The following is a 21,763-nucleotide window of genomic DNA, read 5'->3' on the forward strand; positions in this document are numbered from 1 at the left end:
CTCCCTCGGGCAGGATGGGCCGCGGACCACGTGAGGAGGCTTCCTTGGCGCAGCAGCGGGCGAGCTGGGACGAGTACTTCATGAACCTGGCGCGGGTGGTGGCGACCCGGGCCACCTGCGATCGGAAGCACGTGGGCGCGGTGCTCGTCCGCGAGCGCACGGTCCTCTCCACGGGCTACAACGGATCGATCCGGGGCCTGCCCCACTGCGACGACGAGGGCCACATGATGGAGAACGGCCACTGCGTCGCCACGGTCCACGCCGAGGCCAACGCCATCGTCCAGGCGGCCAAGAACGGCGTCTCGATCGAGGGCGCCACCATCTACACCACCGCATCGCCCTGCTGGCCCTGCTTCAAGCTGATCGCCAACAGCGGCTGCACACGGATCGTCTTCGGCGAGTTCTACCGGGACGAGCGGATCTTCCAGATCGCGCAGCGCCTGGGGATCGAGCTCGTGCAGGTCGAGGTGCCGCTTCCGCCGCCCGGTCTCGAATCGATCGAGGCGCCGCCGAATCTCGCCAAGGCGGGGAGCTGATCGCGGAGGGCGGGGTGCCCCGAAAAAGGACGACCCCCGCCCGGGCCCAGCTGATCCGTCGAAGACCGCCCATTCGAGGGCGGGAATGTGCACCGCTCGTTCTCTGTCGGGGAATGTGGGCGCACACGCCTCCGCCTGCGCTTCCACGTGCGGCAGGCGCTTTCGGCCGGTTTCCCGCAACGGGGGGCATCCGCTCGCCCCCCGCGCTCCGGACCGTGCAGGCTTTGCCCGGTGGAGCGTGCCTAGTTTTCCCTCGGGACGGAGATGCCGTGCAGAGGGGGGAGACTGGAGCGTGAGGGTGGAGACCGTCATCATTCATGGCCAGAACCGGAAGGAAGAGCTTTGCGCTCTGATGGCAGAGTTCTTCCGGCTGGAGGGCTGCAATGACGTCCGAGCCGAGGCTCCGGGCTTCCTGCCGCCGGAAAAGATCGTGGGTTCCATCAAGGACCACTCTCCGGCGTTGACGTGCAGGAGGAACGATGCCCGAGGGACGGCGGTGATCATGGACACCCTGCTGGTGGAGGGTGGAGCGGTGGACCTGGCCGAGGTGGTCAGCAGGCTGCAGCTCTTCTCGTCCGCCGTGCAGGCCATCAACGGAGAGCTGCATCTGGTTGTCCCCGAGCGGGTTGGCGGCTGCGAGGGCGAGGAGCTCGCGCGGGCGCTGCTCAAGCGGCTGGGGCTGAAGGCCAACCGGATCTGGGCGCTCTAGCGACAGCGTCCTGCCGGCAGAGGAAGCGGAAAAGGGAACGGGCGCCGGGGGATCTCCCCGGCGCCCGTTTCTTCTTCGGCAGAAGCACGCTCGGTCCGAAGGCCTCCGCGTCGTGTTACTGCGGCAGGTTCTCGCGGACCCTGCCGAGGAGCTCGTCGAGATCGAAGGGCTTCTCCACCGCCGGGAGGCCCAGCTCCTGCGAGACGCGCCGCAGATCCCGCCCAGCCGAGAGGAGCACCACCGGGATGTCGATGTTCCGGCGCCGCATCTCCTCGACCATCTGCCTGCCGTCCATGACGGGCATCATCAAGTCGAGCAGGATCACCTGGATCGGACGCTGGGCGATGACGCGAAGCGCTTCTTCGCCGTTCGCCGCAACGGCGGCATCGAGGCCGTCGGAGCGTAGGAGCTCCTCGATGGATTCTCGGATGTCGGGGTCGTCGTCGACCACCAGCACCGTCGGTTCTGCCGCCATGGGGGGGAGTCATTAGCAGAGCGGGGCGGCAGGCGGAAACTCCAAAGTTCCGTGTGTCGCATCCCGACACGAAAGGTATGCGGAGAAGAGGTTCTCCGCCGGTCACTCGGCGGTGGTGCGCGCCACCCCGCCGTCGGTCGCCATCCAGAGGGTTCTGCCGCCGTTTTCGTCGGGAACGACGACCAGCCGCCGGACGCTGTCGCCGGGCAGGCCCGCGGTGGCGCCGTGGTAGCTGAAGCTGGCGTCCGGGTGGCGCCTGGCGAGGCCGCCCCAGCTGGTGCCGATCCAGAGGCTCCCGTCGAGGTCGCAGGCGAGGGCGGGGACGTGGTCCTGTGGCAGGACCTCCTCCTGGGTGAGGTGGTGCCGGATCGCCCCGGTGGGGGAGAGGCCGAAGACACCGTGGCCCAGGGAGGAGGCCCAGATCGTCCCGTCGGGGCAAACCTCCACCGCCACCACGTCGTCGGCCTCCCCCGGGACGAGGTCGACCACCGGGCTCACCGCGCCGGCGAGGGTGGCGGTCACCGGCCCCGCCACCCGGGCCACCCGGGTGGCGTCGCCCACCCACGCGTCGCCGGCTGGCGTCACCGCCACGTCCCAGAGCTCCGGTGCCGGCGCCGGCAGGGTCCTGGTGCCGCGGACCGTGCCTTCGGCGTCGAGGACCGCGAGGCCGGCGCCGGTGGCAGCGACGAGGAAGCGGCCGTCCTCGGTCTCCACCGGGCGGAAGCGGGCCACCAGCGGCGAGAGGGGCGCTTCCTCCACGGCGATGCCGCCGCCTTCGTCGATCCGCACCAGGCGCGGGGGCTCGCCCCCGCGGAAGGAGACGAGGGCGGTCCCTGCCGCGAGGCCGCCGACCGCGTGGATCTCGGCACGGGGGAGCCCGTCGCTCGCGGTGATCGGATCGAAGAAATGCGCGCCGGGCGGCCGGACGAAGAGGCCGTCCCTGGCTGCGATCCAGAGGCCGCCCCCTTGGTCGAAGGAGAGGTCGAGTGCGTCACGTGGGGCACCGAGCTCCGGGCCGAGGAGCTCGGTGGCGAGGGGTGCCGGCGGTCCGTGGATCACCGGCGGCGGCACCTCGACGGGACCGCCGCCGCCGCTGCCACCGGGGGCCAGGGGCCGCTCCTCCAGGCCGGTGTCGCCGGTGCCGCAGGCCAGCACCGGTGGCAGGAGAAGAGCGCCCCACCACCACCCGCGCATCCGCCCCCCGCTCCGCTGCCGCCTGCACACCATCGAAACGCCTCCCGGGCCCCGAGAAACGAGGGGCCACCTGCGGGAGGAGCGTTCACCTGCCGTGCCAGCGCCCGGCTGCCGCCTGGTGGCCAGGCGGGCGAGCGTCTGCGCGGAGGTGGGTGCGCGGATGGGAAAAGTTCTTCCCACCGGTGGAGGGTTCTTGCCGCCTCCGCGCCTGCCTCGTATGGCCCGCTCGGTCCCGCTGGCGCGGGACCAAGCGGACAAGCGGCGCGCTTCGCGCGATTGCTTTGCGTCGGAGCGCCCCACTGGGCGCTCAGGGCAGGATCTCCTCGCCCACGATCTGCCCGGCGATGGCGCGGCGCGCCTCGAGGAGCTCGATCTGCCGGTGGAGCTCGACGAGCTGCTCCCGGGCGGTGGTCTCGGCGAGGCGTGCCCGGGCCCGCTCGAGCGCGGTGTCGGTGTGGATCACGCGAATGTACGCCGGCACCTTCTTGTCGCGCTGGCGCACCAGGGCGTTGTTCTCGGTCCAGAGGGGCTCCGCCCGCAGCTCGGCGAGCTCGGTGCGGATCACGCCGTCCGCGTAGCGCTTCCGCAGCGCGGAGAAGCGGAGGATCAGGCCGTCGCGGGTATTGCCCACCTTCGCCGGCTGCACGCCGTGCACGTAGGTCCGCGACTGGTTCGAGATGAAGTTGCCGAGGGAGTAGGCGACGAAGGTCGTCCTGCCGTCCCGGGTCTCGTAGACCTCCACCGGCTGGAGCACGTGGGGGTGGTGGCCGAGGATCGCGTCGAAGCCGCCGTCGAGGAGGCGGTGGGCCAGGGCGATCTCCGCCTGCCGCGGCGCGGTCTGGTACTCGACCCCCCAATGCACCGAGAGGAAGACGAGCTCGGCGCCTGCCTCGCGGGCTGCCTGCGCCTCGCGGAGCGCCACCTTCTCGTCGAGCCGGAAGGCGCAGGGGGCGTTGGGCCCTGCGTTGCCGTCGTCGTTGAAGAGCAGGGTGGCGCCGACGAAGGCGACCCGGATCCCGTTGACCTCGAGGATCCGCGCCCGGGAGGCCTCGGCGCAGCTGCGGCCGGCGCCGACCTGCGGCAGGCCCGCCTTCTCGAGGAGCTCCACCGTCTCCACCAGGCCGGCGACCCCCTGGTCGTAGACGTGGTTGTTGGCGAAGGAGACGAGGCCGACGCCTGCGTCGCGCAGCGCGCCGAGGAGGGCTGGCGGCGCGTTGAAGACGAAGGGGCGCGAGCCGCGGTCGGCCTTCGGCGCCACCGGCGTCTCGAGGTTGGCGAAGGTGAGGTCCGCATCCCGCAGCGCTGGGGCGACCCCGGCGAAGAGGGCGCCGTAGCCCTCGTGGTTGTCGCCCGCGGCTGCAGCAGCGGCCGATTCCTTCACCGCGCCGTGCATGAGGATGTCGCCCACCGCGGCGAAGCGGGCCCGCGCGAGCACCACCGGGCGCTCCGCCGGCGCTGCGGGAGCGGGCGATCCGCTGGCCCGGAGCGGCGGCGGCGCCAGCTCGGCGGGCGGGCCTGCGTTCGGGGAGCCGGCGCAGGCGGCGACGAAGACGAGGAGCAGTAGAGCACGTAGCTGGAACAACGCTTTTCCTCCGTTGGCTCGCCACCATACATCACGCGAGGCGATCGGCCAGCAGGCGGGGGAGGGGGTGATTGACACCCGGCGGGAGGGTCCCTACTTCTGGCCAAACCGAATGCGGAGGCAGGTGGACGATGGGCGGCCAGGGGGACGCGATCGCGTTGCGCGATCCGAACGACCGGTTGGATGCAGCGGAGCGTGGCGAGACGATCGTCGACGTCGCCAGGGCCGATCTGCTGGGCCGGCTCTCGTCCGCCCTGGTGCACGAGGCCCGCAACCCGCTCAACGCGATGGCGATCCACCTCGAGGTCCTCGCCGACAAGCTCTTCGACGAGGCGGCCGGCGCGGTGCCGCCGAACCTCGCGAAGAACCTCGATGCCGCCCGCAAGCAGGTGCGGCGCCTCGACGATCTCCTCCGCGCCTGGGGCGAGTTCGCCTGCAGGCAGAACCACGAGGACGATCTCGCCGCCTGCCTGCAGCGGGTGGTGGATCTCGCTGCCTACCACCTGCGCAAGGCCGGGGTGGAGGTGGCGCTCGACGCGCCGCCGGGCGTGCCGCTCGCTGCAGCGGATCGGATTGCCCAGGTGGTGCTCCAGCTCGTGCTGGTCGCCGCGGGGCGGGCAGCGCCGGGGGGGCAGTTGGCGCTGTCGGGCGAACGCGACGACCGGGAGATCCGGATCGCGCTCCGCTGCAACGACGGATCGGAGATGTCTGCATCGCCGGGGGAGGCGCTGGCCGTGGAAGCGGCCCGCGCCGTCGCCCGCTCTCTCGGGGGGGAGATCGCGCTGGAAGAAGGCGCGCAATGGTCCTGCACCATCGCATTGCCGCCGGTCGCCACCGCGCCACGCGTCGTAACCTGATCTCCCGGGGAAGAACGTGCCGAACGCTCGCATCCTGATTGCAGACGACGAAGCGGTGAGCCGCGAGGCGCTGGCGGAAATGCTTTCGCGCTGGGGGCACGTCGTCACCGAGGCCTCCGACGGCAACGAGGCCCTGAAGAAGGCGATCGAGGCGCCGCCCGACGTGATCGTCAGCGACCTCGTGATGCCGACGCTGAACGGCCTCTCGCTCCTGCGCGCGCTCCGGGAGGAGCTGCCCGAGGTTCCGGTGATCCTCCTCACCGGCAAGGCGACCATCGACTCGGCGGTCTCGGCGATCCGGCAGGGCGCCTACGACTACCTGGAGAAGCCGGTCGAGGGGCAGCGCCTGCGCATGGCCGTGGAGCGCGCCCTCGAGAAGAAGGCGACGCTGCACATGGTGGCGGCGCTGCAGCACAACCTCCGGCAGAGCGGCGGCGAGCGTGGCTTCATCGGCCAGTCGGCGGCGATGCAGCAGGTCTTCAAGCTGATCGACAAGGTCGCCGGGGCGAAGACCTCGGTGGTGATCACCGGCGAGTCGGGCACCGGCAAGGAGATGGTGGCCCGCTCGGTCCACAACGCCTCGCCCCGTGCGGAGAAGCCCTTCATCGCGCTCAATTGCTCGGCGATCCCGGCGACGCTGATGGAGTCGGAGATCTTCGGCCACGAGCGCGGCGCCTTCACCGGCGCGGACCAGCGCCGGCAGGGCTGCTTCGAGCTCGCCGACGGCGGCACCCTCTTCCTCGACGAGATCGGCGAGCTGCCGGTGGAGCTGCAGGCGAAGCTGCTGCGCGTGCTGGAGGAGGGGACGCTGCGGCGGATCGGCGGCAAGTCGGAGATCCGCGTCGACTGCCGCGTGATCTGCGCCACCAACCGCGACCTGAAGCAGATGATCAAGGAGCAGCAGTTCCGCGAGGATCTCTACTTCCGGCTCAACGTCTTCCACATCGAGCTTCCCTCGCTCAAGGAGCGCCGGGAAGACATTCCCCTCCTGGTGCAGCACTTCGTCGATCGCTTCCGCGCCGATTCGGGCAAGAAGGTCCGCGGCGCCAGCCCCGACGCGCTGCAGGCCCTCGCCTCCTACCGCTGGCCGGGAAACATCCGCGAGCTCCGCAACACCATCGAGCGCGCGGTGATCCTCTGCGACGGCGAGCTGATCGAGCGCGAGCACCTGCCGCGGGAGATCGCCGGCAGCGTCCACGCCGGGAGCATGCTCAAGGTCTCGGTGGGCATGCCGCTGCGGGAGGTGGAGAAGGAGTACATCCTCTTCAGCCTCCAGGAGAACGGCGGCAACAAGGCACGCACCGCAGAGATCCTGCAGATCAGCGAGAAGACGCTCTACAACAAGCTCAACCGCTACGCGCGCAACGCGCGGGATCGGATCGAGCGGGACGACGCGGAGAACGATGCGCTCCTCGCCGAGGCTGCCGTGATCGGCAACCAGGCCGTTGCGCTCGATCGGGACTGAGGGGAGCCCGGTTTCGACAGCGCCAGGGGTCGGCTCGTCAGGCGCCGCCGTGGATAACGGCGGCGCCTTTTCCTCTCCTCAGCCCGGCGGCTGCGCCGCGTCCTGCTGCCGCTTCTCGATCCGCGGCAGCGCCGCCTGCCGGCGCAGCTCGGGCGGCGGCCCCACCTGGACGTGGGGCTGGAGCCGCAGCGCCAGGCCGGCCAGATCGAGGGGCTTGGAGAGCACCGCCGCCGCCCCTGCGGCTTCGCCCTCCGGCCTGGCGAGGGAGAGCGGCAGCGCGGTGGTGAGGAAGACCGGCACCGCCGCCTCCTGCCGCAGGACCCTGCAGATGGTGGGTCCGTCGAGCCAGGGCAGCGCCACGTCGAGGATGACGGCTGCAGGCCGTTGCCGCGCCGCAGCTGCCACCGCCGACATTCCGTCGCGAAATGCGCTGGTGGGGACGCCGCGGCTCTCCAGGTATTCCGCCAGCAGCTCCGCCTGATCGGTGTCGTCGTCCACCACGAAGACCCGGTTGCTGCGCATGCGCTCCACGCCGCCGCTTCGCGTGTGTCCTTCCCAGAGGACCAGCAGCCAGGCGAGAGCGAGGGCGAAGAAGGCCCGGATGGCGAGGAGGAGCCCGGCGCCGTCCTCGCCAGGTGCAGCGCTGGCGGCGAGGTTCTGCCGCACCGGCTGCCACGCAGGGGCCCGCGACGCCTCCCGCTCCACTGCCCGTTCGACCACGGCGGGGCTGCGCTGCTTCCAGCGCCGCTGGCGGCGCAGTGCGCGGCGGACCTGCGGCTCGAGGCGGAGGGCCTCGGTCCTGCAACAATCGAGCATCGCCTTCGGTCCGCCGTCGAAGAAGGCGGCTGCCATCGCCTGGGCGAGGCCTGCTGCGTGGGCGAGGCGCCACGGCTCGGGCGCGCCGCCCAGCGCGTCGCCGATCACCGGAAGCGCCGGGCGGGCCACCCCCGCAGGCAGGAAGATCCGGCGCGGGTTGCGCAGCCGCATCGGCGGCAGCCTGCCCGCCGCCACCGCCGCGAGCAGCCCCTCCGCCAGGGCGGCGGGGCCTGCGTCCTCGCCCACCGCCACCGCCTGCTCGTCGCCCTCCGCGGAGACGAGCCAGAGATCGGGGAGGCCGTTTCTGCCGTGGACCCGCGTGGCCCAGGGGCCGAGCCCCGGTTCCTCCGGGTCGACCTCGAGATCCGCGGCGCAGGCCCGCCAGACCGGCGGCGGCTGGTGGCCCTCGACCCTGGCGGCGAGGGGCGAGCCGGCGCCGCAGGCGAGGGCCACCGCCTCGGCGCGCAGCGAGGCGCCGGAGGCGCGCACGGTCCACCCGCCGTCGCCGGCAGGGCAGATCGCCTCCACCGCGCGGTTGTGGAGCTGGGCGCCGCGGGCGATCGCAGCCGCCCGCAGGTAGGCGACGAAGTCGCCGCTGCCGCCGTCGCCTCGGGGCGCCGCGAAGATGGGCAGCGAGGTCCGCGCCGAGGCAGCGCCGAAGACCGATTGCACGCCCTGCAGCGGGACGATCGCCGCGTCCGGCAGCGGCAGCCCCGCCGAGGCGAGGCGCGCCAGCGCCGCGGGGTCGACGAGCATGCGGCCGCGCCGCCCCTCGCCTCCGTCGAAGAGGACCACCTGCAGCGGTTGCCTCCGGGCCTTCGCCGCGTCGAGCAGCGCGATCGCGAGGAGGCAGCCCGCCGGGCCCGCGCCCACGATCGCCACCCGCGCTCCCTCCGGCAGCAACCGGAACCTGTCGTCCACTCCCACGCCGCCTCCCGTCCGTCGCCCTTGCATCTTGTCCATTCGGCCCCGCTGGGCGCCTGTATCTTGCCCACTCGGCCCCGCTGGCGCGGGACCAGCCGGGCAAGAGGCGCGCTGCGCGCGCAAATTGCTTTGGAGCGCCCTGGCGGGCGCTCAGGCCCCTTCGGTTGCCTCCATCCTCGTCCCCTCCTCGCCGGCGACGCAGACCCGGTCGCGCCCGGAGCGTTTGGCCCGGTAGAGCGCCGCGTCGGCTGCGCGGATGAGCGCGTCGGCGCTCGCCTCGGTGCCGGCGGCGAGGGCCGCGACGCCGAGGGAGGCGCGGAGCGGCATCTTCGTGCCGTCGACCTCCACCTTGCGGATCGCGCGGCGCAGGCGGTCTGCCAGGGCGCGCGCCTCCGCTGCGGTGGTGTGGGGGAGGAGGATGACGAATTCGTCGCCGCCGTAGCGGGCGGCGAAGTCGGTCTCGCGTAGCTGGGCCACCACCGTCTCCGCGAGGGCGACGATCGCGCGGTTGCCCGCAGCGTGGCCGAGCTGGTCGTTGATCGGTTTGAGGTTGTCGAGATCGATCATCACCGCCGCGAGCGGCGTCTGGTAGCGCCGGGCCCGCTTCAGCTCCTCGTCGAGGCGGAGGCGGAAGGCGCGGTAGTTGGGCAGGCCGGTGAGGGCGTCGGTCTGGGCGATGGCCCGCAGCTGCTCCTGCTGCCGCGCCGCCCGGAGGGTGCGGGCGATCCGCGCCCGGAGCTCCACCGCGGAGAAGGGCTTCACCACGAAGTCGGCGGCGCCCAGCTCGAGGCCGCGGACCCGGGTGGCTTCGTCGCGCTCGGCGGAGAGGAAGAGCACGGGGATCTCGGCGGTGCGGGGATCGCGCTTGAGCTCCTCCAGGGCTCCGAAGCCGTCGAGCTTCGGGAGGAAGAGATCCATCAACACCACGTCCGGCAGCTCCTCGCGGGCGAGGCGGACCCCTTCCTCGCCGTCCTCCGCCTCGATCACCTCGTGATCGTCCGAGAGCAGATCGGCCAGGAGCATCCGCACGTCGGGGTCGTCTTCGACGATGAGCACCCGGGGCTCGGTGCGCTCCGCAGGCGACGGTGCCTGCTGCGCCGGCGCTGCTGCAGGGGCGGTGGTGGCGGGGCGCTCCGCTGCAGCGGCGTGGCGGGGCAGCTCCACCACGAAGGTCGAGCCGTGGCCGACCTCGCTCTGGGCGTCGAGCCTGCCGCCGTGGAGCATGGTGATCTCGCGGGCGATGGCGAGCCCGAGGCCGCGGCTCCGGCCCCTGGCGTCGGTCCTGGCCTCGCTGCCCCGGGGAACGGGTGCGCCGCCGATGAGGTTGGCGAGCATCTCCGGCGGGATGCCCGGCCCGCGATCGCTGATGACCACGCGGCCGCCGCCGTCGCCCATCTCCTCCACCCGCACGCTCACCGTCTCGTTCGGCGCCGAGAATTTGATCGCGTTGCCGACGAGATTGGCGATCACCTCGCGGAGCTTCGAGCCGTCGCCGGCGATCCGGGGCCCGAGCTGCGGCGCCCGCACCTCGACCCGCAGGCCGCGCTCCGCCGCCTGGACCCGGAGCGCGTCGCAGACCTCGCGGGTGAGGAGGCCGAGGTCGAGGGGCTGCGCCTTGAGCTCGAGCCGCCCGGTCTCGAGGGCGTGGAGATCGAGGAGATCTTCGATCAGCTCCAGCATCCGCGCGCCCTGCGCGCGCATCGCCTCCACGCTCTCGCGGGCCGGGGCGCGGAGCTCGCCGCGGGATCCGTCGAGGAGCAGGCGCCCATGGCCGAGCAGCGCGTGGAGGGGGAGGCGGAGATCGTGGGCGACGATGCCGAGGAGCTCGTCCTTCTGGTGGGCGAGCTGCCGGAGGCGGTGGTTGGCGTCGAGGAGCTCGCGGTAGCGGTCCGCGTAGGCGCTCTCGAGGCGCTGCCGCTCCCGGGCGGTGGCGTCGTAGGTCCTGGCGTTGAGGAGCGCCCTGGCGGAGAGCGCCGCCGCTGCGCGGACCAGGGCGAGGTCGTCGGTCCGGAGGGGATGGCGGGAGCGGACGAGGAGGGCGCTGTGGGGCTCGCCGCCGTCCCGGAGGGAGAGGGCCACCGCGTCGGACCAGCCCGCGACGAGGAGCGCCTCGCGGCTGCGGAGGAGGGCGGGATCGCGGCTCGCGCGGAGGTGGAGGAAGCGCTCGCCCTCCAGCACCCGCTGGAGCTCGGGGCGCTCGCCCAACTCGGTATGCCCGAAGGCGAGGCTGCTCCCGGGGCCGGGACGGACCAGGCGGATCCTGCCGCCTGCCACCGGGGGCGTGACCACCACCTCGGGCTCGGAGCCGGGAAGGGCGCGCTGCAGCCAGCCGAGGATCGCGCGGAGCACCGCGGTGGGCTCGAGCGTCTCGCCTGCAGCGGCGGCGAGCTCCACCAGCGCGAGCTCGCCGCGCCGCTTCTCGTCGCTGTGCCGCCGCTGCTCGAGGAGCCGCTCGACCCGCAGCAGGAGCTCCTCCGCCGGTGGATCGATCGCCACGTCGGTGGCACCTGCGGCGGAGGCGGCCTGGAGCGCCGTCCACTCCTGCCGATCGGCGACCACGAGGACGGGGCCCGTCTCCGCAGCGAGGCGGGTGGCCTCCCCTGCTGCCTCGGGCCCCATCTCGCACACGTCGAGGACGGTGAGCGCGCAGCCGTGCTGCGGCGTCCCCGCCTCGTGCGGCCGTGCGTCCCAGCCTTCGTCCTGTAACGTGCGGGCCCACGCCTCCCGGCGGGATGGCAGCCCGGACAGCACGGCGATCGAGTCTTCCACGCGCTCCCTCTAAAGGAGGAAGGTACGCAGGAAGACCCCGCCCCGCAGCGGTGCCCCGCCCATCGAGGTCTGTAGGGCGGAGGCGCCGATCAGCGGCGCTGGTAGACCACGCGGCGCCCGCCGCCGGAGAACTCGGGGGGCGGCGCCTCGAGGTGGAACTGGTAGAACTGCGGCGCGAAGGCCCGCATCTTGAGCTTTTTGTTGTTCTGGAGCGCGGTGAGGTTGCTCTTCAGCCGCTCGTCGGACGGGTTCGCTTCCACGCCCCGCGCCAGCACCTGCATCGCCTCGTCCTTGCGGCCGAGCTTCTCGAGGCAGTAGGCGTAGACCGCCCAGACCAGGCCGTCCTTCTTGCCGTGCTTCACCGCGGTCTCGAACGCCTTCTTCATCTCCCCCACGTCCGCGCCCTTCTTGAACAGGTAGGCGCCGAGCATCGCCTTGGCGAGATAGTTGCGGGAGAAGCCCTGCTCGAGGTGGGGACGGGCCGCCTCGAAGTCGCGCTTCACGTAGAGCAGCGTGCCGACGTTGGCGTGGAGGATCGGGCCGACGAGGAACTGGCGCTTCGCCAGGGGGAAGCCCGAGCGGAAGGTATCGAGGGCCCTGTCGAGCTTCTGGGCCATCATCTCCTTCTGCGCCTGCTCGGAGATCCGGCCGATCTCCTTCATCGCCCGCTGCGCGAGCACGACGTAGGTCGCGGCGAAGGCGATCAGGCCCGGAAGGATGGCGGCGAGGGGGGAGAAGATCGCCGTGAAGATTCCGAAGACGCCGAGGCCGACGAGGAGGGAGATACCGAGGTTGATCATCGCGTTCCCGTAGATGGGCGCCGCGGGCGGGCGCCTTTGGCGCGCTTCTATATCTAGCGAACATAGGCATCGCAAGACGCGTCCCGCGGGCGGAAAGCCGTCGGTTCGCACGGGTAGGTGCTTGACGGGGCTGCGGGGGACCGTAGACTGCGCGCCTTCCCGGCCTTGGCCTGCTGGCGAAATTGGTAGACGCACTCGACTCAAAATCGAGCGGGGTAACCCCCCATCCCGGTTCGATTCCGGGGCGGGCCACCACCCATATCTCCCCTTCAGGGGGATTGTTCGATCGCACGAACGGCTTGCCGGCGGGTTGGCAACCGCCTGGCGCGACCCCTTATTGCCCCAAGGGAGGTCGTATGCCGGAACGCAAGACGATCGAGCGCGCGAAGCGCGACAAGAAGCAGGGCAAGGCGCCCACCACGCAGGCGGGCGAGTTCGTTCGCGAGGAGATGGACCACGTCAAGGAGGGCAAGCACGGCGTGCGCAGTCGCAAGCAGGCCGTGGCCATCGGGCTCTCCAAGGCGCGCAAGGCCGGGGTGGATCTGAAGCCCCCGAAGGCAGGCCAGGCGAAGAAGACCACGCGGCGGAGCGCGGCGAGCGCCTACGCCCGTGGGAAGAAGACGGGCGAGGTGGCGAAGGCGCCGAAGGGGCGCACGTCGTCGTCCTCGTCGCGGTCCTCGACCAGGAGCGGCACGGCAGCGCGGCGCGGCAGCACGGGCACTCGCTCGCGCACCGGCACCACCGCGAAGCGCAGCACCGCGGCGGGTCGCAGCTCGACCCGGAGCACCACCGCGAAGCGCACGTCCACGGCGAGCCGCAGCGCTCCGAAGCGCGGCACCGCCGCGAAGCGCAGCACCACGGCGAGCCGCGGCGCCCCGAAGCGCAGCACCGCCGCGAAGCGCACCACCACGGCGAGCCGCAGCGCCCCGAAGCGCAGCACCACCGCGAAGCGCACCACTGCGGCGGGCCGCAGCTCCACCAGGAGAACTGCAGCGAAGCGCAGCACCACTGCCAGCCGCAGCGCCGCGAAGCGCACCAGCCCGGCGAGCCGGAGCTCCACCCGGCGCACGACCGCGAAGCGCACCAGCCCGGCGGGCCGCAGCTCGACGCGGAGCAGCACCGCCAAGCGAAGCAGCACCACGAGCAGCCGCACGCCGCGGCGCACCGCCGCCACCGGCACCAGGCGCGCAACGGCGACCCGCGCGCCCCGCGCCGGCGTCCGCCGCGCCGCAGCAGCGAGCTCCGCCGCCCGCAGGGTCTCGGCGCCGAAGCGCAGCGGCAAGTCGACCACCGGCAGGTCCACGGCCCGCAAGTCGACGAGCAGGAGCACACGCTCCCGCAGCACCAGGCGCTGAAGCGGAGACCACGGGCGCGCCTCCTCCGTGGTAGAAGGCGCCCCGTGGAATCCCGCGAAAAACGCAGCCGCAAGGCAATCCGCGCCACGCTGCTGGCCCTCGACGGCGCCGCGGCGGGCAAGCCGCTCGCCGCCTCCCTCGCGGAGGCGCTGCGCGCCGATCGCGATCTCGGTCCGAAGGAGCGCCGCGCCGCAGCCCGCGCTGCCCGGGCGGCGCTCCGCGAGCTCCGCCGCATCGACGCCGCCCTGGGCGCGGCGTTGCCAGCTGCCGGGCTGAAGTGGCGGGATCTCATCCCGGGGGACCGGAGCCTGCTCCGCTACCTCGCCCTCCGCGTCGCCGTCGAGGGCGAGCCACCTGCGCGTGTGCTGCACGAGCTCGCGCTCCCGGGCCCGCGCAGGCCGCGGGCGATCGCCGACGTCCACCTCGCCGCGGTGGCGGCGGCGCTCCCCCACGTCGACGCGCTGCCGCTCCCCGAGGATCCCGTCCGCGCCGTGGCGCAGCGCCGCTCGGTCCCCGACTTCCTCGCGGCGCAGCTCGCCGAGCAGGAGGGGATCGATCGCGCCGACGCGATCCTCGCCGCCCTCTCCGCGGAGCCGCGCCTCGACCTGCGCGCCAACCGCCTCCTCGCCACGCGGGAGGAGGTGGCGAGGCGCCTCGAGAAGGCTGGCGTCGACGTCCGCCCCGCGCCGCTCGCCCCCGACGGCCTCGTCGCCGCGGATCGCACCGGCCTCTTCGGCGGCGTCCACGCCGCGGGCCTCTTCGAGGTGCAGGACGAGGGCTCGCAGATCCTCTCGCTCCTCTGCGGCGCGCAGCCCGGCGAGACGGCGATCGACTTCTGCGCCGGCAGCGGCGGCAAGAGCCTCGCCCTCGCCGCAGCGGTGGGCAGGACGGGCAGGGTGATCGCCTGCGACGCGGTGGAGAAGCGCCTCGCCGAGCTGCCGCGGCGGGCGCAGCGGGCGAAGGCCGGCGGCATCGTCGAGGTGGCGGGGCCGGAGCCTGCGCCCGGGACCGAGGCCGACGTGGTCCTGGTCGACGCGCCCTGCAGCGGCATCGGTGGCCTGCGCCGCGAGCCCGATCTGCGCTGGCGCCTCCGGCCCGAGAAGCTCGCGGAGCTGCCGGCGCTGCAGCTCTCGATCCTCCTTCGCGCCGCCACCTTCGTGCGCCCTGGCGGCAGGCTGGTCTACGCCACCTGCTCGCCCCTGCGGGCGGAGGACGAGGCGGTGGTCGACGCCTTCCTCGCCGAGGCGAGCGCCTTCCGGCTCGGCGACCCGGCTGCCGTCCTCGGCGAGGGCCTCGCGGGCCGGCTCGTCACCGCCGGCGGCCACGTGCGGCTCTGGCCGGACCTCCACGACACCGGCGCCTTCTACGCAGCGCTCCTCGTCCGCCGCGCCTGATCGCTTCGCCGGCGCCCGGTCGGCAGCAGGTACGACGGGCCAGCCCCCGTCGGTCGCAGGTTGGCGAGACCGTGGTCACGATTCCCCGCAGAGAGTCGAACCAATGGGCCCGGTGCAGCGACGGCCCCAAGCCGCACGCCACGCCGGGGAAGAAGGAGGCCGCATTGACTCCGATCGACACCGCGCTGCACGAGCTCGCAGGCATCCGCTCCGACCGCGACCCGGTCGTCACCCTCTACCTGAACACCCGCTGGGCGGACGAGCACCAGCGCGAACGGGTGCGCCTCTTCGTTCGCGAGCGGATCCGGTGGGCACGGGCGGAGGCCGGCAACGGTACGAACGACGACGCCCTCAACCGCACCCTCGACCGAGTGGAAGCCCACGTCGAGGAGCTCGTCCGGCAGGCCCGCGACACCGACGCCAACGGCGTGGCGGTCTTCGCCTGCGACGGACTCGGGCTCTTCCGCTCGATGACCTTCGGTCAGACCTTCCGGGAGCAGTTCACCGTCTCCGAATCGCCGGCGCTGCTGCAGCTCGCCCGCCTCGCGGACGAGTGGCAGTCGGTGATCGTCGCGATGGTGGACGGCGGCGGCGCCCGGATCTTCGAGAGCGCGTTGGGCGAGGTGATCGGCGAAGCGACGGTGCAGCACACCGCGCCCTCGCGCCACAAGATGGGCGGCTGGTCGCAGCTCCACTGGCAGCGCCACGTCCGCCGGCAGATCGACCGCAACCAGACCGAGGCGGTGGAGTTCGTCGCCTTCCTCTGGGACGAGGATCCGAAGAGCAAGGTGATCCTCGTGGGTCCCGACCGCGTGGTGGCGAGCTTCGAGAAGCTCCTGCCGGACCGCGTGCGCGCCTCGATCCTCTGCAAGCTCCCCAACCCGCGGGAGCGCAACGGCGACGGCCGCGTCCGGGACAAGGTGATGGACGCGGTCCTCGACGAGCTGATCGCCCTCGAGGAGCGGATGGAGAGCAAGGACGTGGAGACGGTGGTGGGCGACGCCCTCGCCGGCGGCCTCGCCGTGCTCGGCCCGCAGGACGTGGTCCTCGCCGCGAACGAGGGACGCGTCCACCGCCTCCTCATCGAGGACGGCTTCGATCAGAGCGGCTGGCGCTGCCGCAACTGCGACGCGATCGGCATGAACGCGATGGCCTCCTGTGGCTACTGCGGCCAGGAGACCACCACCGTGAACCTCGGCGAGGAACTCGCCCGCCGCGTCCTCGAGAGCGAGGGGGAGGTGGAGGTGCTGGAGCCGACGGCGCGGCTGCACCACTACCACGGCATCGCCGCGCAGCTGCGCCACCGCGGCACCCTCTCGGTGCAGCAGGGGATCGGCTACGCGATCGAGCAGCCGGTCTTCTGAGTTCGGCCCCGGCTGGGGTGCGGTCGACCAGCCGGGCCCTTCGAAAGCAGGCGATCGCTCCCTACCTTCCTCCTCGTGCACCTCCGACGGTGCGCGAGGAGGGCGACGATGGTGGTGGACCGGATCCTCGATTGGACCCGCGGGGGCTCCCCCCTGGGCCGGCAGCTCCGCCGGGCGGTGGTGGGCCTCTCCCAGTGGTCGATGCGGCCCGGCGGCCTGCACCGCGCGCTCCTGGTGGAGCGCAGCCTGCGCCGCCAGCTCGTCGACGAGCTGGCGCGGGCGCTCTACTGGCAGCCGATGTTCGCCGCGCAATGCGAGCAGACCGGCGCCAGCTTCCGCCTCGAGATCTGCCCCGACTCGAAGCTGCCCCCGGTGGTCCACTGCCGGCTGCGGCTCGGCGAGGGGGTCCGCCTCTCTGCCCGCACCACCTTCTCCGGCGCCCGCAACGCGCCGGCGCCGGCACCGATCACCATCGGCGACCATACCTACGTCGGCCACCGGGTGGTGATCCGCGCCGGGCTCTCCCTCTCCATCGGCAAGCACTGCTATTTCGCCAGCAACGTCTTCCTCTCCGGCGATCCCGGCCATCCCCTCGACGCTGCGGCGCGGCGGACGGAGCCGGCCCCCCGCGAGGATCTCGGCACCATCGAGATCGGCGACGACGTCTGGATCGCCGAGGGGGCCGCGGTGCTGGGCAACGTCCGGATCGGCGACGGCGCGGTGGTGGCGGCCCGGGCGGTGGTGACGAAGGACGTGCCGCCGCGGGCCCTGGTGGCCGGGGCGCCGGCGAAGGTGATCCGGATCCTCGACGCGCCGGAGCGGCAGAAGGGTCGGACCAACACCGCCGTCCGCCTCGGGCCCGCCGGCGCTTGAGGAGAATCCCGGCAAGTGTCGTATGGTGGGCGCGACCGGAGGTACGCCATGTCCCGCCAGCAGAGGACCATCGACGACGACGTGCGCACGCAGTTGGGGAGCATCTTCTCCCGGGCCCGGGAGGCGCTGGGCGAGGTGAAGGACGCGGTCGTCCGCAACTCGCAGATCGGCAAGATCAAGCTCGACGCGAGCTTCCTGCGCAGGGAGCGCGACGGCTTCGTCCAGGCCCTCGGCGCTGCGCTCTACGAGCGGTCGGAGCGGGGCGATATCGAGCTCCCGGCGGACCTGGGCGAGCTCGTCGGCAGGATCCGCGCCCTCGACGCGCGCCTCGAGGATCAGGAGGCGGAGCTCGCTGCGGTGGAGGCAGAGGCGGAGATGCAGCGGGAGGCAGCCCGCGCTGCTGCTCGCGCCGCCCGGGAGGCGGCGGTGGACCTGGCGCCGGACAAATACGAGCTCCACGCGGCTGCGGCGGAGGAGACCGCCCCGGCGGAAGCCGTGCCTGCTGCCGAGCCCGGGCCGGAGGAGCGTGCCGGGGCGAAGAAATCGTAGCCCCGCGAAAAAAGTTCTTCCCCCGGGGCCGAGTTGTGTTAGGAAAGGCACCACTTCGCGGCGCTGAACGGCGCAGCGAAACGAATGAGAATACGGGGCAGTAGCTCAGCTGGGAGAGCGCCGCAATGGCATTGCGGAGGTCAGGGGTTCGATCCCCCTCTGCTCCACCAAACGGTGGAAACGGGCTGGTCAAATCGACCAGCCCGTTTTCGTTTTAAGCCCCGGGATGCGCCGCCGCGTCCGCAGCGAGCCGCTCCAGCTCCCGCAGCTGGAAGGGGCGGGGCGGCGCCAGCTGCTCGAAGGTGCACGAGGCCGGGTCGCGATCCGGTCGCCAGCGCAGGAAGCGCGCCGCGTGGCGGAAGCGATTCCCCTGGAGCTGGTCGAAGCGCACCTCGCAGACGAGCTTCGCCTCCAGCGCGATCCAGCCGAGGTCGCGCCCCCGCGACCAGCGGCTCGGACCACCCGGCGTCCGTCCCGCGCCGAAGGAGTGCCCGCCCTCGAAGGGCCGCAGCCGCTCGAGCAGCGCCTTGCGCTCCCTTGCCGGGAACGCCGAGGTGTGGCCGACGTAGTGGAGCACGCCGCTCCCGTCGTAGAGACCGAGGAGGAGCGACGCGACCCCTTCGCCCTTCGTGCTCTTCCGGTAGCCCCCGACCACGCACTCGGCGGTGCGCTCGTGCTTGATCTTCCACATCACCCGCTCGCCGGCCACGTAGGGGAGCGAGCGCTTCTTCGCGATCACGCCGTCCAGGCCCGCGCCCTCGAAGCGGGAGAACCAGCGGGCGGCGAGGTGGGGGTCGGCGGTCTGCGGGGTGAGCAGGATGCGGGGGCCGGTGCGGAGCGCGGACGCGAGGCGGCGCCGGCGCTCCTCGAAGGGCAGGGCACGCAGGTCGCGCCCCTGCGCCGCGAGCAGATCGAAGGCGACGAAGGAGGCGGGCGTCTCCCGGGAGAGCTTCTCGATCCGCGAGGCGGCGGGGTGGATGCGCAGCAGCAGCGCGTCGAAATCGAGGGCGGTGGGGCCTCCCACCACGAGCTCGCCGTCGACGACGGCGCCGTCGGGGAGCGCGTCGAGGAGCGGCCCGTGGAGTTCGGGGAAGTAGCGCTCCATCGGCTGCCCGTTGCGCGATTGGAGATGGAGCCGCTCGCCGTCCCGGTAGACGAGGGTGCGGAAGCCGTCCCATTTCGGCTCGTAGACGAGGTCGTCGCCCCTGGGGATCTCCTCCGCCAGCCTGGCGAGCATCGGGTCGATCGGTGGCTGCAGCGCGAAAGCCATGGGCCAAGGATGGGCATCGGCGCCGTTTTCGGCGGGCTTCCACTCTGGGCTACCTCCGTTCGGCTGTGGGCGGGTGGCGCGATTTGCCCACGTTCGCTGCCGGTGAAGAAAAGCCGTGGGATCCCCCGTATTTGGTGGCGATCCGCGGGCGAAATGGCTGCTGCTGAACGGTAGCGCTGCAACTCGGCAGAAGCGCTGCCGATCCTCGGCGCGTTTTTCTAGACCGCCGGTTTCCGTGTGATAGGAGTCCGCTTCGCCGCCGCACAACTTCGCGGCCCGGCTGCGGGCCCCACTTCGGGGCCTTGATCCAGCTGGACGAACTCTTACGGAGGTTTGCTCAGATGCTTCGCATGCTCGCCGCTGCCGCCCTCGCGACCTCGGTCGTCGCCGTCGCCGCCCCTGCCGAGGCGCAGGAGAACACCCGCCGCCCGATGGGCCTTCGTTTCGAGCTCGGCTGGAACGAGAGCTTCAACCTCGCCACCTTCGGCAGCGGGGCGGAGGGCGTCGAGGGTTCCGGCGGCGCCAGCGCCCTCGGTGCTGGCCTCGACCCGACCGGCGACATCAAGATCGGCTACGACATCGGCCAGTTCACCCCGCTGATCGGCCTCTCCTTCCTCAACCGCAGCGTCGGTCCCGAGGACGAGGGCGCGTCGCTCACCGCCTTCGTGATCGACGTCGAGGGCCGCTTCTACCTGGCCCCGCACCGCAAGGGCCTGCAGCCCTTCATCTTCGGTGAGTTCAACACCGGCATCGTCTCCTACTCCACCGACGCCGATGACGACGACGAGCTCGAGGACGCCATCGGCGACGCCCTCGACTGGACCGAGATCAACGCGGGCCTCGGCATGGAGTACAAGTTCGACGGCGCCGCCTTCGCCATCGGCGGCAAGTGGGGCCTCGGTCTCGCCTTCCGCGGTCTCAGCGACGACACCGTGGAGCCGGACGGCTCGGGTGACACCACCATCGGCACCCTCGGCGCCATCTACGCCGCCTGGCGGATCTGATCGCCGGCTGCCGTAGCGCCTGAAACGAAGAGCGCCGTGCGCCTGCGAAGGGGCACGGCGCTTTTTTTGGGCTCAACTGCCATATCCGTGGGCGCACCGGGGGTCAGAACGCCGGCACGTTCTCCTGCATGCTCTCCTCGTAGCCGGCGGCCTCCTCCGGCTCCTCCGCGTGGAGCTCGGCGGCGGCGCCGACGGCGATCGCCATCTTGCCCATGTGTTTGTTCTCGGCCATGTCCTGGTGGGCCCGGGGCGTGTCGTCGAAGGCGTAGGTCGCGTCGAGGTAGGGAACGACCTTGCCCTCGATGATCAGCTGGTTCGCCCGGGTGGCCTCGTAGGCGTTGGCGAAGTGGCTGCCGAGGATCTGCTTCTGCCGCATCCAGAGGTGGCGCACGTCGAAGTCGAGGTGGTAGCCCGAGGTGGCGCCGCAGATGACGATCTTGCCGAAGCGCTTGGCGAGCAGCACCGAGGTGGGGAAGGTCTCCCGCCCCACGTGCTCGAAGACGATGTCGACGTCCTTGCCGCCGGTCATCTCGCGGATCGCCTTGCCGAGGCGCCTGGTCTCCGCGAGCCGGTGCTTCGTCTGCTCCGGCGTCTCGTTCTCCCGCCTGGCGAAGTCGTAGTCCTTCCGGTTGATCGTCCACTTCGCGCCGAGGGACTTCGCCAGCTCCGCCTTCGCCGGGCTCGAGACCACGGCGATGGCGTTGGCGCCCATCACCTTGCAGAGCTGCACCGCGAAGATCCCGAGGCCGCCGGAGGCGCCCCAGACCAGCACGTTGTCGCCGGCCTTCATCTCGGCCTGATCGACGAGCATGCGGTAGGCGGTGAAGTAGGTGAGGCCGTAGCTCGCCGCGTCCATCCAGGAGAGGTGCCTGGGCTTCGGCAGCAGCTGCTGCGCCTGCACCTTGGTGAACTGGGCGAACGATCCCCAATTGGTCTCGTAGCCCCAGATCTTCTGCTCGGCGCAGGCCATCGGATCGAGGCCGTTGCACTCGGGGCACTGGCCGCAGGACTGGTTGCAGTGGACGACCACCTCGTCGCCGACCTTCCAGCGCTTCACGTTGGAGCCGACCTTCCAGACGATGCCGGAGGCGTCGGAGCCGGCGATGTGGAAGTCGTCGCCGGTGCTCTTCATGATCGAGACCGGCTTGCCCCGGGCTGCCCAGACGCCGTTGAAGTTGACGCCGGCGCCCATCACGTAGACCAGCACCTCGTTCGGTCCGATCGCCGGGACGGGCATCTGCTCGTGCTGCATCGCCGTCTGTGGCTCGCCCTCGCGATCCTTGCGGATCACGATGGCGTGCATCGCTTTCGGCACGTGGCCCAGCGGCGGCATTTCGCCGACGTCGTAGATCGCCTTCTCCCTCATGCACCCTCCTGTTGCAGCGCCGCAGGGGTCTGCGGCGCCGCCCACGCCTTCGGCTCCACGAGCCACTGGACGAACTGCACCACCTCCTCGAGGGGCGACTCGGGCCCGAAGACCCGCTTCACCCCGAGCTCTGCGAGGAGGGGCCAATCGGACTGCGGGATCACGCCCCCGAGCAGCACCGGGAGATCCTGCGCGCCGCGCTTCGTCAGCTCCTCGCGAAGCTGCTTGCAGATGGAGAGGTGGGCGCCGGAGAGGATCGAGAGGCCGACGAGATCCACGCCCTCCTGCACCGCAGCCGCAGCGATGGCGGGGACGCTGGCGCGCAGGCCGGTGTAGATCACCTCCATGCCCGCGTCGCGCAGGGCGGAGGCGATCACCTTCGCGCCACGGTCGTGGCCGTCGAGGCCCGGCTTGGCCACGAGGATGCGGGGGGTGTAGCCCAACTCGGTCGCTGCGTGCAT

Annotated in this window: 19 protein-coding genes, 2 tRNA genes and 1 pseudogene; 12 read left to right on the plus strand and 10 right to left on the minus strand. The window is 72.1% G+C overall.

The genetic code is table 11. From position 1 onward, the window contains the following. Positions 1-44 precede the first annotated feature (44 nt). Positions 45-536 carry a deoxycytidylate deaminase gene (locus ACESMR_RS03320; protein ID WP_373045025.1) on the plus strand — a complete coding sequence of 164 codons (492 nt, stop codon included), beginning with the start codon at positions 45-47 and terminating at the stop codon, positions 534-536. A 298-nt stretch (positions 537-834) separates the two neighbouring features. Next, positions 835-1,245 (plus strand): hypothetical protein, encoded by a 411-nt coding sequence (locus tag ACESMR_RS03325; RefSeq protein WP_373045027.1) that lies wholly within the window; start codon positions 835-837, stop codon positions 1,243-1,245. A 115-nt stretch (positions 1,246-1,360) separates the two neighbouring features. On the opposite strand, the gene ACESMR_RS03330 is transcribed toward ACESMR_RS03325, so the two are convergent. From ACESMR_RS03330 to ACESMR_RS03340, 3 genes are all read right to left on the minus strand, one after another. Further along, positions 1,361-1,720 (minus strand): response regulator, encoded by a 360-nt coding sequence (locus ACESMR_RS03330; RefSeq protein WP_373045029.1) that lies wholly within the window; start codon positions 1,718-1,720, stop codon positions 1,361-1,363. Between the two features lie 102 nt (positions 1,721-1,822). After that, positions 1,823-2,914, minus strand: coding sequence for a hypothetical protein (locus tag ACESMR_RS03335; protein ID WP_373045031.1), 1,092 nt, complete (start codon positions 2,912-2,914; stop codon positions 1,823-1,825). 307 nt (positions 2,915-3,221) lie between these two features. Beyond that, positions 3,222-4,496, minus strand: coding sequence for a CapA family protein (locus tag ACESMR_RS03340; RefSeq protein WP_373045032.1), 1,275 nt, complete (start codon positions 4,494-4,496; stop codon positions 3,222-3,224). Between the two features lie 131 nt (positions 4,497-4,627). On the opposite strand from ACESMR_RS03340, the gene ACESMR_RS03345 reads away from it, so the two are divergent. Together ACESMR_RS03345 and ACESMR_RS03350 are read left to right on the plus strand one after the other, a co-directional pair. Further along, a complete protein-coding gene (locus ACESMR_RS03345; RefSeq protein WP_373045034.1) occupies positions 4,628-5,353 on the plus strand; it encodes a histidine kinase dimerization/phospho-acceptor domain-containing protein in 726 nt (241 codons plus the stop codon). Positions 5,354-5,369: 16 nt separating this feature from the next. Further along, positions 5,370-6,818 carry a sigma-54-dependent transcriptional regulator gene (locus tag ACESMR_RS03350; RefSeq protein WP_373045035.1) on the plus strand — a complete coding sequence of 483 codons (1,449 nt, stop codon included), beginning with the start codon at positions 5,370-5,372 and terminating at the stop codon, positions 6,816-6,818. Positions 6,819-6,896: 78 nt separating this feature from the next. Here ACESMR_RS03350 and ACESMR_RS03355 read toward each other — a convergent pair whose 3' ends face one another. The 3 genes from ACESMR_RS03355 to ACESMR_RS03365 all read right to left on the minus strand — a co-directional run bounded on the left by ACESMR_RS03355 (position 6,897) and on the right by ACESMR_RS03365 (position 12,127). Next, positions 6,897-8,555 (minus strand): response regulator, encoded by a 1,659-nt coding sequence (locus ACESMR_RS03355; RefSeq protein WP_373045036.1) that lies wholly within the window; start codon positions 8,553-8,555, stop codon positions 6,897-6,899. 153 nt (positions 8,556-8,708) lie between these two features. Further along, on the minus strand, positions 8,709-11,327 hold the full coding sequence (locus tag ACESMR_RS03360) for a diguanylate cyclase (protein ID WP_373045038.1): 2,619 nt from the start codon (positions 11,325-11,327) through the stop codon (positions 8,709-8,711). An 89-nt stretch (positions 11,328-11,416) separates the two neighbouring features. Then, positions 11,417-12,127, minus strand: a complete 711-nt coding sequence (locus ACESMR_RS03365; protein WP_373045039.1) for a tetratricopeptide repeat protein — start codon at positions 12,125-12,127, stop codon at positions 11,417-11,419. A gap of 167 nt (positions 12,128-12,294) precedes the next feature. Here ACESMR_RS03365 and ACESMR_RS03370 point away from each other — a divergent pair. Beyond that, positions 12,295-12,382: transfer RNA gene (locus tag ACESMR_RS03370), tRNA-Leu, on the plus strand. 194 nt (positions 12,383-12,576) lie between these two features. Next, positions 12,577-12,660: pseudogene (locus ACESMR_RS03375) on the plus strand (DUF6496 domain-containing protein); the annotation flags it as partial. Positions 12,661-12,728: 68 nt separating this feature from the next. Here the strand turns inward: ACESMR_RS03375 and ACESMR_RS03380 are convergent. Next, positions 12,729-13,472, minus strand: a complete 744-nt coding sequence (locus ACESMR_RS03380; RefSeq protein ID WP_373045236.1) for a hypothetical protein — start codon at positions 13,470-13,472, stop codon at positions 12,729-12,731. Positions 13,473-13,526: 54 nt separating this feature from the next. Between ACESMR_RS03380 and ACESMR_RS03385 the strand changes: the two genes are divergently transcribed. The 5 genes from ACESMR_RS03385 (at position 13,527) to ACESMR_RS03405 (ending at position 17,832) form a co-directional block, all read left to right on the plus strand. Beyond that, entirely contained in the window at positions 13,527-14,876 is a 1,350-nt protein-coding gene (locus ACESMR_RS03385; protein ID WP_373045041.1) for an RsmB/NOP family class I SAM-dependent RNA methyltransferase, read from the plus strand. Between the two features lie 164 nt (positions 14,877-15,040). Continuing rightward, the gene (locus ACESMR_RS03390; protein WP_373045042.1) at positions 15,041-16,240 is read left to right on the plus strand and encodes a Vms1/Ankzf1 family peptidyl-tRNA hydrolase; all 1,200 of its coding nucleotides are present in this window, start codon (positions 15,041-15,043) and stop codon (positions 16,238-16,240) included. Between the two features lie 108 nt (positions 16,241-16,348). Continuing rightward, positions 16,349-17,113, plus strand: a complete 765-nt coding sequence (locus tag ACESMR_RS03395) for an acyltransferase (protein ID WP_373045044.1) — start codon at positions 16,349-16,351, stop codon at positions 17,111-17,113. 48 nt (positions 17,114-17,161) lie between these two features. Continuing rightward, on the plus strand, positions 17,162-17,662 hold the full coding sequence (locus tag ACESMR_RS03400; RefSeq protein WP_373045046.1) for a hypothetical protein: 501 nt from the start codon (positions 17,162-17,164) through the stop codon (positions 17,660-17,662). Between the two features lie 94 nt (positions 17,663-17,756). Further along, a tRNA-Ala gene (locus ACESMR_RS03405) sits at positions 17,757-17,832 on the plus strand. A gap of 44 nt (positions 17,833-17,876) precedes the next feature. Here the strand turns inward: ACESMR_RS03405 and ACESMR_RS03410 are convergent. Further along, complete coding sequence (locus ACESMR_RS03410; RefSeq protein ID WP_373045048.1) at positions 17,877-18,932, minus strand: ATP-dependent DNA ligase; 1,056 nt, start codon at positions 18,930-18,932, stop codon at positions 17,877-17,879. 341 nt (positions 18,933-19,273) lie between these two features. On the opposite strand from ACESMR_RS03410, the gene ACESMR_RS03415 reads away from it, so the two are divergent. Beyond that, positions 19,274-19,936, plus strand: coding sequence for a hypothetical protein (locus tag ACESMR_RS03415; RefSeq protein ID WP_373045050.1), 663 nt, complete (start codon positions 19,274-19,276; stop codon positions 19,934-19,936). 103 nt (positions 19,937-20,039) lie between these two features. Here the strand turns inward: ACESMR_RS03415 and ccrA are convergent, their stop codons facing one another. Both ccrA and ACESMR_RS03425 read right to left on the minus strand, forming a co-directional pair. Next, entirely contained in the window at positions 20,040-21,302 is a 1,263-nt protein-coding gene (gene ccrA / locus ACESMR_RS03420; RefSeq protein WP_373045052.1) for a crotonyl-CoA carboxylase/reductase, read from the minus strand. Beyond that, a complete protein-coding gene (locus ACESMR_RS03425; protein WP_373045054.1) occupies positions 21,299-21,763 on the minus strand; it encodes a cobalamin B12-binding domain-containing protein in 465 nt (154 codons plus the stop codon). Before ACESMR_RS03425 ends, ccrA begins: the two co-directional genes overlap by 4 nt.

The sequence above is a fragment of the Vulgatibacter sp. genome, assembly GCF_041687135.1.
Classification (GTDB): Bacteria; Myxococcota; Myxococcia; order Myxococcales; family Vulgatibacteraceae; genus JAWLCN01.